Origin of the sequence: Corallococcus sp. EGB, assembly GCF_019968905.1 — a bacterium.
Taxonomy (GTDB): domain Bacteria; phylum Myxococcota; class Myxococcia; order Myxococcales; family Myxococcaceae; genus Corallococcus.
The window spans coordinates 1,501,082-1,516,352 of record NZ_CP079946.1; the positions used below are offsets into that span (position 1 = coordinate 1,501,082).

Annotated in this window: 11 protein-coding genes and 1 pseudogene; 10 read left to right on the plus strand and 2 right to left on the minus strand. The window is 67.9% G+C overall.

Going from position 1 to position 15,271, the window contains the following annotated elements:
* The first annotated feature begins 185 nt into the window (after positions 1-185).
* The 9 genes from glmU to KYK13_RS06235 all read left to right on the plus strand — a co-directional run bounded on the left by glmU (position 186) and on the right by KYK13_RS06235 (position 12,767).
* Positions 186-1,586, plus strand: coding sequence for a bifunctional UDP-N-acetylglucosamine diphosphorylase/glucosamine-1-phosphate N-acetyltransferase GlmU (gene glmU, locus KYK13_RS06195; protein ID WP_223642717.1), 1,401 nt, complete (start codon positions 186-188; stop codon positions 1,584-1,586).
* A gap of 105 nt (positions 1,587-1,691) precedes the next feature.
* The gene (gene glmS / locus KYK13_RS06200; RefSeq protein ID WP_223642718.1) at positions 1,692-3,527 is read left to right on the plus strand and encodes a glutamine--fructose-6-phosphate transaminase (isomerizing); all 1,836 of its coding nucleotides are present in this window, start codon (positions 1,692-1,694) and stop codon (positions 3,525-3,527) included.
* A gap of 226 nt (positions 3,528-3,753) precedes the next feature.
* Positions 3,754-4,467, plus strand: a complete 714-nt coding sequence (locus KYK13_RS06205) for a hypothetical protein (RefSeq protein WP_223642719.1) — start codon at positions 3,754-3,756, stop codon at positions 4,465-4,467.
* Positions 4,468-4,579: 112 nt separating this feature from the next.
* Positions 4,580-5,668, plus strand: coding sequence for a recombinase RecA (gene recA, locus KYK13_RS06210; RefSeq protein ID WP_223642720.1), 1,089 nt, complete (start codon positions 4,580-4,582; stop codon positions 5,666-5,668).
* Positions 5,669-5,929: 261 nt separating this feature from the next.
* Positions 5,930-8,068, plus strand: a complete 2,139-nt coding sequence (locus KYK13_RS06215; RefSeq protein WP_370645298.1) for an alkaline phosphatase — start codon at positions 5,930-5,932, stop codon at positions 8,066-8,068.
* 127 nt (positions 8,069-8,195) lie between these two features.
* Positions 8,196-10,496 carry a Tex family protein gene (locus KYK13_RS06220; protein ID WP_223642724.1) on the plus strand — a complete coding sequence of 767 codons (2,301 nt, stop codon included), beginning with the start codon at positions 8,196-8,198 and terminating at the stop codon, positions 10,494-10,496.
* A gap of 5 nt (positions 10,497-10,501) precedes the next feature.
* A complete protein-coding gene (locus KYK13_RS06225) occupies positions 10,502-10,933 on the plus strand; it encodes a hypothetical protein (protein WP_223642726.1) in 432 nt (143 codons plus the stop codon).
* 76 nt (positions 10,934-11,009) lie between these two features.
* Positions 11,010-12,559, plus strand: a protein-coding gene (locus KYK13_RS06230; protein ID WP_370645402.1) for an IS3 family transposase whose coding sequence is annotated in 2 segments (ribosomal slippage) — positions 11,010-11,468 and positions 11,471-12,559 — 1,548 coding nt in all. Because the reading frame shifts where the segments join, the coding sequence is not laid out codon by codon here.
* Positions 12,560-12,581: 22 nt separating this feature from the next.
* Positions 12,582-12,767 carry a hypothetical protein gene (locus tag KYK13_RS06235; protein WP_223642728.1) on the plus strand — a complete coding sequence of 62 codons (186 nt, stop codon included), beginning with the start codon at positions 12,582-12,584 and terminating at the stop codon, positions 12,765-12,767.
* A gap of 110 nt (positions 12,768-12,877) precedes the next feature.
* Here KYK13_RS06235 and KYK13_RS39200 read toward each other — a convergent pair.
* Together KYK13_RS39200 and KYK13_RS06245 are read right to left on the minus strand one after the other, a co-directional pair.
* Positions 12,878-13,596: pseudogene (locus KYK13_RS39200) on the minus strand (IS5 family transposase); the annotation flags it as partial.
* A 280-nt stretch (positions 13,597-13,876) separates the two neighbouring features.
* A complete protein-coding gene (locus KYK13_RS06245) occupies positions 13,877-14,395 on the minus strand; it encodes a hypothetical protein (protein ID WP_223642730.1) in 519 nt (172 codons plus the stop codon).
* 474 nt (positions 14,396-14,869) lie between these two features.
* On the opposite strand from KYK13_RS06245, the gene KYK13_RS06250 reads away from it, so the two are divergent.
* The gene (locus tag KYK13_RS06250) at positions 14,870-15,202 is read left to right on the plus strand and encodes a hypothetical protein (RefSeq protein WP_223642731.1); all 333 of its coding nucleotides are present in this window, start codon (positions 14,870-14,872) and stop codon (positions 15,200-15,202) included.
* Positions 15,203-15,271: the final 69 nt, after the last annotated feature.

The window sequence follows — 15,271 nt, forward strand, 5'->3', positions numbered from 1 at the left end:
CCGACCGCGGCCCCCACCCCGGCGCGGCTGACGACGTTCCTGAAGCCGCGCTTCGGCATCACGGTCCAATGCAACACGTTGTGTGTAGCAGTCAGCGTACGCCCCTCCCCGGAGGCTCCGCGATCAGCGTTGGTGGCCGGGCGCGGTTGACGAGTTGATCGGCGGTCCCTAATTCTCCGCCGCATATGACAGCTCTGGCGGCGGTTGTGCTTTGCGCGGGCAAGGGCACGCGGATGAAGTCGGAGAAGGCCAAGGTCCTTCACCCCATCCTCGGCCGTCCCCTCTGCGCCTATCCCTTGAAGCGGGCCCTGGAACTGGGCGCCTCGCACGTGGTGCCGGTGGTGGGCCACCAGGCTTCGGAGGTGGAGAAGTCCATCCGCGCCCACTTCCCGGACGCGCCCCTGCGCTTCGCGCTCCAGAAGGAGCAGAAGGGCACCGCGGACGCGGTGAAGGCGGCCGAGGACGCGCTGAAGGGCCATGAGGGCCGCGTCCTCATCCTCTATGGAGACGTGCCGCTCCTGCGCAAGGAGACGCTCCAGGCGCTGCTCGCCGCGCACGACGCCGCGGGCGGGGTGCTGGCGCTGGTGTCCACCACGCTGGAGGACCCCACCGGCTACGGCCGCGTCATCCGCGAGGGCGGCAAGGTCGCCCGCATCGTGGAGCACAAGGACTGCACCCCGGAGCAGCGCGCGGTGAAGGAGTGCAACGCGGGCATCTACTCCGTGGACGCGGCCTTCCTCTGGAAGGCGCTGGCGGAGATCAAGCCCGTCAACGCGCAGGGCGAGTACTACCTCACCGACCTGGTGGAGATGGCCGCGAAGGTGGGCCCCGTGGGCGCGGTGGACGCGGACGCCACGGAGACCGCGGGCGTGAACGACAAGGTGGAGCTGGCGGCGCGCGCCCGCGTCCTCCAGCAGCGCATCAACGAGGCCCACATGCGCGCGGGCGTGTCCATCCAGGACCCCGCCACCGCGTACATCGAAGAGGGCATCACCATCGGGACCGACACGGAGGTCGGCCCCATGGTCTCGCTCACCGCCGGCACCGTGATTGGGAAGGGCGTCACCATCGGCCAGGGCAGCGTGCTCACGGCCTCGGTCGTGGCGGACGGCACCCACATCAAGCCCTACTCCGTGCTGGAGGAGGCGCGTGTCGGCGCGCGTTGCATCATCGGTCCGTTCTCCCGGCTGCGCCCCGCCACGGAGTTGGCAGAGGAAGTGCATCTGGGGAACTTCGTGGAGACGAAGAAGGCCCGCATCGGCAAGGGCAGCAAGGCCAACCACCTGACTTACCTGGGCGACGCCGTCATCGGTGCGGGCTGCAACATCGGCGCGGGCACCATCACCTGTAACTATGACGGGGTGAACAAGCACCTGACCGAGCTGGGCGACGGCGTCTTCATCGGCTCGGACAGCCAGCTGGTGGCTCCGGTGAAGGTGGGTGACGGCGGCTATGTCGGCGCGGGCACCACGGTGACGAAAAATGTGCCTCCTGGGAGCCTCGCTGTGTCCCGTGCACCACAGGTGGTGAAGGAGGGCTGGGTGGCGGCCAGGAAGGCACGACAGACGAAGGTGAAGACGGGGTAGGTCGGGTGCTCGCCTGCCGTTCGGTCGGCGGGGCGGGGTTGGGCGTGAACGGATTGCCCGTGGTTTGCTCCGGCGGCCACGGGACGAGAAAGAGGCAGGAAGAACATGTGCGGGATTGTTGGCTACGTCGGTGACAAGGAATCTGCTCCCATCCTGGTGTCGGGCCTGAAGAAGCTCGAGTACCGGGGCTATGACTCCGCGGGCGTCGCGGTGGTGGGGAGCAACCAGCTCAACGTGGTGCGCGCGACGGGCAAGCTGCGCAACCTGGAGAACCGCGTGGTGCAGGACCTGCCCAGGGGCACCACCGGCATCGGCCACACGCGCTGGGCCACGCACGGCCGTCCCTCCGACGAGAACGCCCACCCGCACACGTACAAGAACGTGGCGGTGGTGCACAACGGCATCATCGAGAACCACCTGGCCCTGAAGGCGGAGCTGCGCGCGCGCGGGCACGTCTTCTCCTCGGAGACGGACTCGGAGGTGTTCGCGCACCTCATCTCCGCGGAGGTGGAGCGCGGCGTGGACCTGCCGGACGCGGTGCGCTCGGCCATCAAGCAGGTGAAGGGCACCTACGGCCTGGTGGTGGTGTGCGCCAATGATCCGGGCCGCATCGTGTGCACGAAGGACGCGTCGCCCATGGTGCTGGGGCTGGGCCAGGGCCAGAACTTCGTGGCCAGCGACGTGCCGGCGCTGCTCGAGCACACGCGCGACTTCGTCTACATGGAGGAGGGCGACCTCGCCGTCGTCACCGCCGCGAAGATCGACATCTTCAACCGCGACGGGAAGCTGGTGAACCGCCCCACGCGCCGCATCGACTGGACGCCGATGATGGCGGAGAAGGGCGGCTACAAGCACTTCATGCACAAGGAGATCTGGGAGCAGCCCCGCGCCATCGCGGACACGCTGCGCGGCCGGATGCTCCTGACCGAAGGCGACGTCCACTTCGAGACCTGGAACCTCACCCCGGAGCAGGTCCAGTCCTTCACCAAGGTCACCATCCTGGCCTGCGGCACGTCCTGGCACTCGGGCGTGGCCGGTAAGCACATGATCGAGTCCCTGGCGCGGCTGCCGGTGGAGGTGGAGCTCGCCAGCGAGTTCCGCTACCGCGACCCCATCGTGGAGAAGAGCCACCTGGTCATCGCCATCAGCCAGTCCGGCGAGACGGCGGACACGCTCGCGGCCTTCAAGGAGGCCAAGCGGCTGGGCGCGCACACCATGGCCATCTGCAACGTCATCGGCAGCGCGATGACGCGTGAGGCGAACCTGCACGTCCTCACCAACGCGGGCCCGGAGATTGGCGTCGCGTCCACCAAGGCGTTCACCACGCAGTTGGTGACGCTGTACCTGCTCGCGGTGAAGCTGGGCCGCATGCGCGGCACGCTGTCGGTGGCGGGCGCGCAGGAGCACCTGACGCACCTGACGCAGGTGCCGAAGATGATTGAGGACGTCCTCAAGTGCGAGCCGCAGGTGAAGCGCGTGGCGCGCGAGTTCATGAACGCGCAGGACTTCCTCTTCCTCGGCCGCGGCCCCATGCACCCGGTGGCGCTGGAGGGCGCGCTCAAGCTGAAGGAGATCTCGTACATCCACGCGGAGGGCTACGCGGGCGGTGAGATGAAGCACGGCCCCATCGCGCTCATCGACGAGAAGATGCCCGTCGTCGTCATCGCGCCGAAGCAGCCGCACATCGCCTACGAGAAGATCATCGGCAACATCGAGGAGGTCCGCGCACGCGGCGGCAAGGTCATCGCCATCCTGGACGAGGACGACAACCAGGCGGACACCCTGGCCGACCACGTCATCCGCATCCCCGCCGCCTGCGCGCTGCTCGCGCCGGTGGTGGCCACCATCCCGCTGCAGCTGCTCGCGTACCACGTGGCGGAGATGCGCGGGAACGACGTGGACCAGCCGCGCAACCTGGCCAAGAGCGTGACCGTCGAGTAGCGCCTCCCGGCCTCCAAGCCTGAGCAGCGAAAGAGCCCGGACGCCCTTCACTGGGGGCCCGGGCTTCTTCGTTTCCGGCATCCGCGGCGCCGGGCCCCGTTGCCCGCTGGAAGTCGCGGGCCCTCCCACTTTGAACCCCACGCACCGCCCCGGTTACAGTTTCCTCACCGTGTCCGATGCCTTCCGCCCACGTTCGCGCACACCGGCTCCCCACCCGGGAGGGGAGGTGGAGCCTCCGTCGGACCTGGCGCCCTGGGAGCCTTCGGCGGAGGCTCCGGCGCGGGGCGGCTCACCCACCCCGCCCACGGACTCGCCGCTGCCCATGTTCCTGCTGGCGCAGCAGGCCCGGCGCGCGGAAGGGGACGAGCAGAAGCGCCTGGCCTGGAACCTCAACCGGCTCCTGGAGGAGCTGGGGGCGCAGGGCGGGGGCCGGACGGAGGCGGACGCCTTCCACCGGCTCCTGGAGGGGGGCAGCCTGGACGGGCTGGTGGACTCCGACGGGCGCTCCTGCCGCGCCACGGCGGTGGAGGCGCTCCTGGCGCTGGGCTTCCCCTACGCCCTGGAGGTGCGCCCGGAGGACCTGGAGCACCTGAAGAATGCCCCCGTCCCGGGCGCCCGGCTGACACCGCCCCCGGGCGGCCCGTTTCCGGCCCTGGCGGTGGGCCTGGGGGCGCTGGCGCTCCAGGTGGTCCTGGGACTCACCGGCGTCGTCATGCCCGGCGGGCTGCTCATCCTGCAGGGGCTTTTGACCCTCCTGTCGCTGACCCTGCTGACGGTTGCCTCCGTGGGCACTCCCCTGTATCGCGGAGCCCTGGCGCTGCTGACGGTGGTGTCCGGGCTCGGGTTGGGGATGGTGCTGGTGCCGGACGTTCCGGCGGGTTGGGCGGCCGGATTGGGCGGGCTGGTGGCCGCCTTCCTGGCTGCCCTGCGCAAGAGCTGACCGCCAGGACCCGAAACGGATGTCAGAGGGGTGGACTAGGGTCTACCCATCGCGTACTAAAAGCGCGTTCAGGTGGACCGGGGTGGTCCACTCTTCCAAGGAGCGACGAGAAATGGCCGTGAATCAGGAGAAGGAAAAGGCGATCGAGCTGGCGCTGGCGGCGGTGGAGCGTCAGTTCGGCAAGGGGTCCATCATGCGGCTCGGCAACGACGAGCCCATGATGAAGGACGTCCAGGCCATTTCGACGGGTTCGATTTCACTCGATATCGCGTTGGGCGTGGGCGGCGTGCCGCGCGGCCGCATCATCGAAATCTTCGGGCCGGAGTCCTCCGGTAAGACGACGCTGTGCCTCCACATCGTCGCGGAAGCGCAGAAGCGCGGCGGCGTGTGCGGCTACATCGACGCGGAGCACGCGATGGACGTGGGCTACGCGCGCAAGCTGGGCGTGCGCACCGACGACCTGCTCCTGTCCCAGCCGGACACCGGTGAGCAGGGGCTGGAGATCGCGGAGATGCTGGTGCGCTCCGGCGCCATCGACGTGCTGGTGGTGGACTCGGTGGCCGCGCTCGTGCCGAAGGCGGAACTGGAAGGCGAGATGGGCGACGCGCACATGGGCGTGCAGGCGCGCCTCATGAGCCAGGCGCTGCGCAAGCTCACGGGCACCATCTCCAAGAGCCAGACGTGCGTCATCTTCATCAACCAGATCCGCATGAAGATTGGCGTGATGTTCGGCAACCCCGAGACCACGACGGGCGGCAACGCGCTGAAGTTCTACGCGTCGCAGCGCATGGACATCCGCCGCGTGGGCGCCATCAAGAACGGCGAGAACGTGGTGGGCAGCCGCACCCGCGTGAAGGTCGTGAAGAACAAGGTGGCGCCGCCGTTCAAGGAAGTGGAATTCGACATCATGTACGGCGCGGGCATCTCGCGTGAGGGCGACCTCATCGACCTGGCCTCCAACGAGAACATCATCGAGAAGAGCGGCAGCTGGTTCTCCTTCAAGGGAGAGCGCATCGGCCAGGGCCGGGAGAACGCGAAGGAGTACCTGCGCGAGCACCCGGAGACCTACAAGGAGGTGGAGGGCCTGGTGCTGGAGAAGTACGGCATCGGCAAGGCCGCCGGCGCGGCGGCTGCCCCCGCGGCGGAGGCCTCCGAGCCCGCGGAAGGCGAGAAGCGCCCGCGCGTGAAGGCCGTGAAGTAGCCCTCGAAGCCACTGGAAGGGCCCGTCGCGCACCTCCGGGGGGAGCGGCGTGGCGGGTGAAGTGGAGAAGGGGCCGGTCCCAGGTGCTGGGGCCGGCCCTTTTTTCTTCGCCGTGAGAGGCATTGAGGCGCGTGGCGGAAGCGTGACGCGCGGGGTCATCACCGGGCTGTCGCCGGGATGTTTCGTGTGGAGGACGGAGCGCCTCTAGACTTCGCGGCCTGGGAGCCCCTTCACCCCTGCTCCCCGCTGGAGTCCATCGCCTTGTTCAACCCCTTCAAACGCCGCACGTTCCTGCAAGCCGTGGTTGCTGTCGCGGCGACGACGACCTTTGGATGCTCCGACGACGACGCGACGGCGCCTTCGGATGGCTCGCCCTATTTCCCGCAGTCGCTGGCGTCGGGAGACCCGCGTCCGGACAGCGTGGTGTTGTGGGTGCGCGTGGAGGACACGGCCCGCGGCGGGGCGGACCTGCCCCTGCGGCTGGAGGTCTCCCCCACGGAGGACTTCAAGACGCTGGTGCTGGACAAGAAGGACCTGACGGCGCTGGCGGAGCATGACCACGCGGTGAAGGTGAAGGTGACGGGGCTGTCCGCGCGCACGACGTACTACTACCGCTTCTCCTACGAGAAGGACGGCCAGAAGCACACCACGCGCATCGGGCGCACGCGCACCGCGCCGGCGGCGGGGGATGACGTGCCGGTGAAGTTCGTGTTCGCCAGCTGCCAGGACTTCATTGGCCGCTACTACAACGCCTGGCAGCGGCTGTCGCAGCTGGACGCGGACCTGGACTTCGTCGTGTTCCTGGGCGACTACGTCTATGAGACGACGGGCGACTCGTCCTTCCAGTCCGACGGCGCGGGCCGCGCGGTGCGCTTCAGCGCGCCGGAAGAGGCGCTGCCGCAGGGCTCGGGGCTCACCGCGTTCCTCGCGGCGAACTCGCTGTCCAACTACCGCGACCTGTACAAGACCGTCCGCGGCGACAAGCAGCTGCAGGCGGTGCACGAGCGCTACCCGTTCATCATCGTCTGGGACGACCACGAGTTCTCCGACGACTGCTGGCAGGACGTGGCCACCTACGAGGACGGCAAGCGGGACGAGACGCAACTGGACCGCAAGCTCAACGCGGAGCAGGCCTTCCTGGAGTACATCCCGCTGGACACGATGCAGTCGCCCGAGGGCGCCATCGACGTGGCCAAGGAGCCGCGCTTCCCCCACTCGCGCATCTACCGTGACTTCGAGTACGGCAAGCACCTGAAGCTCCTGGTGACGGACTACCGCAGCTTCCGGCCGGACCACCTCATCCCGGAGGACGCGTATCCGGGCGCCGTGGCGCTGGACGAGGCGCTCCTGAGTGCGGCGCTGCAGGGCCAGCCGGACGCGGTGAAGCAGACGTTCCAGGCGGACACGTTCGCGTACGTGAACATCGACGACGCGGCGTACGCGAACCACAAGCAGGTGCTGTTGGGCGTGTACCTGAGCCAGGCGAAGGCCGCGGGCCTGACGGACGCGGAGGCCGCGCAGAAGGCCGCCAAGTGGGTGAAGGGCCCGCTGGCGCTCTACTACGTGAACCAGGTGCTGAAGGCGGTGAACGCGCAGCTGGTGATTTCGCCGGCGGGCAAGCCCCGGGGCCTGGCGTACGCGCACATGGGCAAGGCGGCGCTCTTCAACATCCAGGGCTCGCGCTACGTGGTGGTGAAGGACACCTTCGACCTGTTCGCGGCGGTGAACTACCAGGCGACCGGGGGCAAGAGCGAGGACGTGTTCGGTCCGGACCAGGAGAAGTGGTTCCAGCAGACGCTGACCACGGCGACGAACACCTGGAAGATGGTGGTGAGCTCCACGTCGCTGTCGGCGCTCATCTGGGACTTCCGGCAGCAGGCGGACATCACCGACCCGACGCTGCGCCAGCGCTTCTACTTCAGCGTGGACCAGTGGGACGGCTTCCCCACGAAGAAGAAGGTGATGCTCAACACGCTGAAGGCGGCCGGCGTGTCCAACGCGGTGTTCATCTCCGGCGACATCCACGCGTCGTTCGCGTCGGTGGAGGAGGGCGTGCCCACGCTGACGGCGCCGGGCATCACCTCCGGCTCCATCAAGAGCCTGGCGAGCCTGGCGCTGATTGGCGCGGGCTACGCCACGGGCGCGCCGGTGTACCAGCACGCCGTGACGGAGATGGAGAAGACGCTCCAGGCGTCCAACCCGAACCTGCGCTTCGCGGACGCGGACTCGCACGGCTTCGTGGTGATGGAGGTGAAGGCGGACGAGACGCTCGCCACCTTCCACCTCATCCCCGCCGCCGAGGTGGCGAAGGACTACTCCAAGCGCGCGGGCAGCGAGCTGGAGGCGAAGTTCACCTCGAAGACCTTCCGCGTGAAGAACAGCGACATCCAGCCGGCCTGAGCCGGACGTTGAGCATGTGAAGCGAAGGGCCGCGTGGGAGTGCTTCCCGCGCGGCCCTTTTCATTGGGGAACGAGCGGGCGGCGCGTCTCTGGGAGGCGCTGGCGGGCCGGGGTATAGACGGGCGCCATGCACGTCTATGCCGCTGCGTTGGCCCAGGAGCTGGGCATCAAGCCGGAGCAGGTGGACCGGACCCTCGCGCTTCATGAGGAGGGAGGCACGGTCCCCTTCATCGCGCGCTACCGCAAGGAGGCCACGGGAGGCCTGGACGAGGTCCAGATTCAAGCCATCCTGGACAAGGCGTCTGAGCGCGCGGAGCTGGACGGGCGGCGCGACACCATCCTGCGCAGCATCGAGGAGCAGGGGAAGCTGACGCCGGAGCTGACGAAGGCGCTCCAGGCGGCGCGCACGCGCGCGGAGTTGGAGGACCTGTACCTGCCCTACAAGCCCAAGCGCCGCACGCGCGCGGCCATCGCCCGGGAGAAGGGGCTGGAGCCGCTGGCGGACCTGGTGTGGAAGCAGGAGGGCCAGCGCGGGGAGAACCTGGACGCGCGCGTGAAGCCCTATGTGAACGCGGACAAGGGCGTGGCGGACGTGGCGCAGGCGCTGGCGGGCGCGCGGGACATCTGCGCGGAGCGGGTGGCGGAGGACGCGAAGCTGCGCCGCGAGGCCCGCGACCTGTGCACGCGGCGGGGCACGCTGCGCTCGGACGTGGTGCCCGCGAAGAAGGGCGAGACGACCAAGTTCGAGAACTACTACGGCCATGAGGAGCCGCTGTCCCAGGCCCCGTCCCACCGCGTGCTGGCGCTGCTGCGCGGCGAGGAGGAGGGCGTGCTGAAGGTGAAGCTGGGGCTGCCGGACGACGAGGTGAAGGGGCTCTTCACCTCGCGCGTGGTGACGCGGCCGCAGTCGCTGTTCGCGGGCGAGTTGCGCGCGGCGGTAGAGGACGGGTGGGACCGGCTGATGGGGCCGTCGCTGGAGTCGGAGCTGCGCGCGGAGCTGAAGGAGCGCGCGGACAAGGGCGCCATTGGTGTGTTTGGAGAGAACCTGCGGCACCTGCTGTTGGCGGCGCCGGCGGGGGCTCGGGCGGTGCTGGCGTTGGATCCGGGGCTGCGCACGGGCATCAAGCTGGTGATGCTGGACGCGACGGGGACGGTGGCGGAGACGGCGACGCTCTATTCGGAGCGGAGCGCGGACGAGCGGGCGCGCGCGGCGAAGCTGCTGGAGGCGGTGGTGCGCAAGCACAAGCCGGAGCTCATCGCGGTGGGCAACGGAACGGGCAGCCGCGAGGCGGAGGTCTTCACGCGGGACACGCTGAAGGCGATGGGCGTGCAGATTCCGGTGGTGTCGGTGAGCGAGCAGGGCGCGTCCATCTACTCCGCGTCGGAGGTGGCGCGGGAAGAGTTCCCGGAGCTGGACGTGTCGCTGCGCGGAGCAGTGTCCATTGGACGGCGCTTGCAGGACCCGCTGGCGGAGCTGGTGAAGATCGACCCGAAGAGCATCGGGGTGGGGCAGTACCAGCACGACGTGGACCAGGGGCTGTTGAAGAAGAAGCTGGGCGAGGTGGTGGACTCGTGCGTGAACGCGGTGGGCGTGGACGTGAACACGGCGTCGCCGCAGTTGTTGGAGCACGTGTCCGGCGTGGGGCCGTCGCTGGCGAAGAAGCTGGTGGCGCACCGGGCGGCCAAGGGGCGCTTCACGACGCGGCGCGAGCTGCTCAAGGTGAGCGGCCTGGGGCCGAAGACGTTCGAGCAGGCGGCGGGTTTCCTGCGGGTGCGCGGGCCAGAGCCGCTGGATTCGAGCGCGGTGCACCCGGAGCGCTACGCCGTGGTGGAGCGGATGGCGAAGGACCTGGGCGTGGACGTGGCGTCGCTGGTGGGGAACGCGGCGCTGGTGCGTCAGATTGATGCGAAGCGCTACCTGGGGCCGGAGCTGGGCGAGCTGACGCTGAAGGACATCCTGGCGGAGTTGGAGAAGCCGAGCCGCGACCCGCGAGGTGACTTCACGGCGCACGCGACGCGGGATGATCTGCGCACGCTGGAGGATGTGAAGGAGGGGATGGTGTTGCAGGGCGTGGTGACGAACGTGACAGCGTTTGGAGCGTTCGTGGACGTGGGCGTGCATCAGGACGGCCTGGTGCATGTGTCGCAGCTGGCGGCGCGGTTCATCAAGGATCCGTCGGAGGTGGCCAAGGTGGGCGACCGGCTGACGGTGAAGGTCCTGTCCGTGGACCTGGCGCGCAAGCGTCTGGCGTTGTCCGTGCGCGCGGTGCTGGAGGGTGGAGCGCCGCAGCCGTCCGGGCGGCCGGCCCAGGCAAAGCCCGTCAGTTCACCGGCTCCGCAGCGTCCGGCGCAGAAGCCGGCGAACCCGGCTCCGCCGCAGAAGAAGCCGGAGCCGTTCAACAACCCGTTCTCGAAGTTGAAGCGCTGACGCACGTGGCCCACTTTCAAGACCTGACCCATTGCAGCTACATGCGCCAGTGGGAGCAGTCGTCGCTGGCGGTAGGCTGGCTTGAAAGGGGGCACGCGTATCCCCGGGGCGCCGTGGAAGAGAAGTTCTTCGCGGCGCTTCTCCGCCTGTGTGCGAATCCCTGGCAGCCGCCGGTGGTGTCTGCGGGCTTCCATGTGTGCTCGCTTTGCCAGTTCGCGGGGAGGCTCAAGGGCACGTCTTACTTCGGTGCGGGGGGCGCCACCGGGACGGCGAACGTCTTCATCCCCGGGGAGACGCAGGTCTTCATCGCTCCGACGATGATCGTCCACTACATCGACGCGCACGAGTACGTGCCGCCCATGGAGTTCCAGGACGCAGTCCTCCAGTGTCCTGAAATGCGATCCCCCCTGTGTCAGGGAAGTTGTCGCCTCGGCTGACGTGCCGAGCTGACGACGCCCTGGGGGCGAGAGCCGGTAGGACGCAGTGCCGTACACGGATGCATTCAAGGCGCAGATGGTGAAGCGGATGGTGGGCCCGGGCGCGGTAAGTGCCGCGGCGCTGGCCCGCCAGGTGGGCGTCTCGCAGCCGACGTTGTCGCAGTGGTTGCGCGAGGCGAATAAGTTGGCGGCAATGACGCCCCCGTCCGAGGAGAAGAAGCCTGCCGGTCCGAAGAAGTGGACGCCCGAGGAGAAACTGCGCGTGCTGGCGGAAGCGCACGGACTGGAGGGCGAGACGCTGGGAGCGCTTCTGCGCCGGGAAGGGCTGCATGAAGAGCAGTTGGGGGAGTGGCGGGCCGCAGCCGCTGGAGCCCTTTCCCAAGGCGCGCAGACGGCTGCCGCCGGGGCCCTGACGGCCAGCCAGCGTCGGCGGCTGGCCTCGTCGGAGAAACGGGTGAAGGAGCTGGAGCGGGAGCTGCGCCGCAAGGAGAAGGCGCTGGCGGAGACGGCGGCGCTGCTGGTACTCGAAAAAAAACTTCAGGCGATGGGCTGGGACGAGAAGGACGTGGACGACGAGGACGACGCAGCGGACGAGAAGCGCGGGAAATGACGCTCGCGCACGTGGAAGCGGCCCTCCTGCAAGGCGTGCGGCTGGAGGCCGTCTGCGAGCGGCTCGGGGTGGCTCCGCGCACGATTCAACGCTGGAGGAAGCCGGAAACGGCCCAGGACGGGCGGTGCGGACCGCGCACCCGACCCGCCAACCGACTCTCCGAAGGCGAGAAGCGCCGCATGCTGGCGGTGGCCAACAGCGAGGAATTCCGCGACGTCTCGCCCAAGCAACTGGTGCCCAGACTCGCCGACCGGGGCGAGTACCTGGCCAGCGAGGCGAGCTTCTACCGGGTGCTGCGCGAGGCGGGACAGCTGGCGCACCGTGGCCCCGCGAAGCCACCCACGCCGCGCCCCAAGGCCGAGCATACGGCCAGCGCCCCCTGCCAGGTGTGGAGTTGGGACATCACCTACTTGAAGGGGCCGGTGAAGGGCACCTTCCTCTATCTCTACCTCGTGGTGGACGTCTTCAGCCGCCGCATCATGGGCTGGCGTGTCCACGAGGAGGAGTCGTCCGCGCATGCCGCGGCCCTCATTCGCGACAGCTGGCGCGAGGCGGGCTGCCCCGAGGGCCTGGTACTGCATTCGGACAACGGCGGCCCCATGAAGGGCGCCACGATGCTGGCCACGCTGCAATGGCTGGGCGTGGCGCCTTCCTTCAGCCGGCCCCGCGTCTCGGACGACAAAGCTTTCTCCGAAGCCCTTTTCCGTACGCTGAAGTACCACCCCTGCTTCCCCCAACGAGCCTTCACGTCGACGCAGGCTGCGCACACATGGGTGGTGCGTTTCGTCGCCTGGTACAACACCGAGCACCAGCACTCCGCCATCCGCTTCGTCACGCCGGACGCCAGACACTTCGGCCTCGACGCCGCGCTGCTCGCCCAGCGCCACCAGGTGTACCAGCGCGCCCGCGCCCGTCACCCCGAGCGCTGGAGCCGCGACACGCGCGACTGGACTCCAGCAGGCCCCGTGCGCCTCAACCCCTCATCGGAAGTGCAGGAGCTGAAGCACATCGGCTGAACCCTCTCACGCGACAACTACCTTGACGCTCACCGACCCCGTGGTGCGCCTGATGCTGCTGAAGAAGGGGTGGTTCCAGGGCTGCCTCTACAACCAGGAGACGGACGAACGCCCGCAGCTCTACTTCGATCACATGCTGAAGAGGGGCAACGCGTATGATCTGGCGAGGGAAATCCGCAAGGGCCTGGACCTGACGGACGCCGAGTAGCCCGGGACGGGCCGCGAGTGAGCACGCGCGGCCCGTCGAGGGCATGGGGGGTTGGAAGGCTGTCACCGCGGGCGGTTTTACGTCGACCTGGAACTAGGGGCTGTCCCTGATTAGCGCAGCCAAAGAAGCATGGATGCGACGTGCAGGACGGCGAGGTAACTGGTCGCCGTCTTGTCATAGCGGGTGGCGACAGCACGAAAGCGCTTGAGGTCGTGGAAGAAGCACTCCACCCGGTAGCGCAGCCGGTACAGGGTGCGGTCCAACGGCAACGCCCGCTTGCGGCTCGGGTTTGAATGGATGACAGGCTTCATCCTGAGCTTTCGAACGTTGGCGCGAATGCGGTCGGCGTCATAGCCGGTATCCGCGATGAAAGCGGCGCCCTCGGCGTGCGCCAGAAGTTCTTCGGCCATTGTGGACTCGTGCTGCTGGCCTGGCGTCAGCGCGACGTGGAGCGGCTTACCTCCCGTCGTCGTGACGGCGTGAACTTTCGTTGAAAAGCCTCCTCGAGAACGCCCCAAAGCATTGCTTCGGATCCCCCTTTTCCGCCCGCGGCGTCCTGATGCGCCCGGACGACAGATGCGTCAGCGAGGGAGCCGAGTTCATCCACATCGAGCCGAAGCGCCTTGAAGATGGCTTCCCAGCGCCCCGTCTTCGCCCAGCGATGGAATCGATTGTAGACCGTCTTCCAGTGACCGAACCGCTCGGGCAAGTCCCGCCACTGCACCCCAGTCTTCACGCGCCACACCACGGCGTTGATGAAGTCACGGTCCCCTCGCTTCGAGCGAGGGCCGCTCCTGGAGCCCAGCAGGGGTCCGATGCGGCTCCACTCGGCATCGCTCAGTTCATGTCGGCGCACAGCCTGCGTTGATCATACTTGGCCCCAGCCAGTAACTCCGACTCGGGGCCCAGCCCCAACGTGCCGGAGGACCGGCCCGTCGGGTCGATTCGTGAACACGAGATCAGGGACAGCCCCTAGTCCTACAGCTGGAGTTTGAGCCGTGCCTTTCGGGGTCGGTAGTGGCACTGCATGGCCACGGCTTGGTGGTGGCGTCGCCAGCGACTCCACACCAGCACATGCGCAATCGGAGTTGCCACACGGCGCAGAAGCGCTACCAGGAGCGCCCGCCCCTCCTGGACGGAGTAGCGGACGAAGGGCGTCCGTAGATGCCGCGCCGGGCGAGAAACGCGCGCATGGGGTTTCTGCGCCTCGGCAGGCCGAGCGCTTTTGGGGGCAGGCCCTCCTGGAGTTGCGAATTGGCCACGGCACAGGCGGCGGCAAGAAAGACGTGGGCCAACAGGCACAACGTCATGTGCCAATTCCAGGCCGTCCACGTGCGCACTTTATAGTCGGCGAGGCCCACCTCGTTCTTGGCGGATTCGAAGTCCTCCTTGAAGGCCCACCGGCTGCCCGCTGCACGCACCATCGACTCCAGCGAGGCATTGCGCCGGGCATGCACGACGTAGAAGGCCACCTTCCCGTCCGCGAGGCTTCGGCGAAACAGCAGCCAGCGTGACAATCCGAGGTGCCGATTGAGCCGCATGCGCGCCCAGTCGTAGACGCGTAGGCCCTTGGTGCCCGCGCCCGCGGATAGACGCACCCAGGCGTCCGGCGGGACTTGCTCCACCATTCGACGATCCCATCAATCGAGCCCTGGGTTTGATGCACACCTCCTCCGTCGTGGAGGAACTGCGGCAGGCCCTGCTGGAGTAGTCTCACCGGTACAACGAGCACTGGCTGCTCGAGCGCCGCAACCTCCTCTCGCCGAGGCAGGGCCCGGCGAGTGCTGATGCAGTTGAGGCAGGCGGCCTGGTTAACACCAATCTGGCGTCTCAACAGTCCGGTGCGGTGCGCATCTACCGGGCAGCGCATTCGAGAGCTGGACGTCATCGCTCGAGGTCGCAGAGGAGTTCGCAAGAAGGCGCGGTACGGAGGTGATGCGGCTCGACTTGAGAACTGTCGATCCCAGTCGGATTGCAGCAGACCTGCGGACCCAAGCCGGCCGAGTTGCTGCGGCTGCGCAAGAGCAAGCGCAGCATTTGAAGAATGTGCTCCTATTCAATAAGGATGCCGAAGTTGTCCTTCGCCGCTGACAGAGTGAGCTATGTCGAATCTGAATGCCCTGGAGAAAACGCTGCGTTCGTTGTCCGAACGGCTCGAATTTGGCAACCCATCGCGAATCGGAAACATTCGTCTGGCGGGAATCGAACGCCTGGAGATCTCGCGCGAAGTCCAAGGGGTGACTCGCTACCTCCGCATCACTCCAGTTGAAGACCCGCTTGGCGCTTGGGAGTTCGAGGTGTTGCTTGGAGAGTTCGGCAACGCCGACCAGTCACTCGATCTCGACGGTCGGCGTGGAGGTACTCAGCAGTACATCGTGGATCTTGCTCAGCGCTGGCTCTTCGAGCGCTGCTCGTGGAATGACATCAGTTCGTAGTTCTCGAATGCGGCCTCAATGAGGGGGCGGCTATAGTTGGTTACTCCCTCCGCGTCGTGCCCAGCCTCC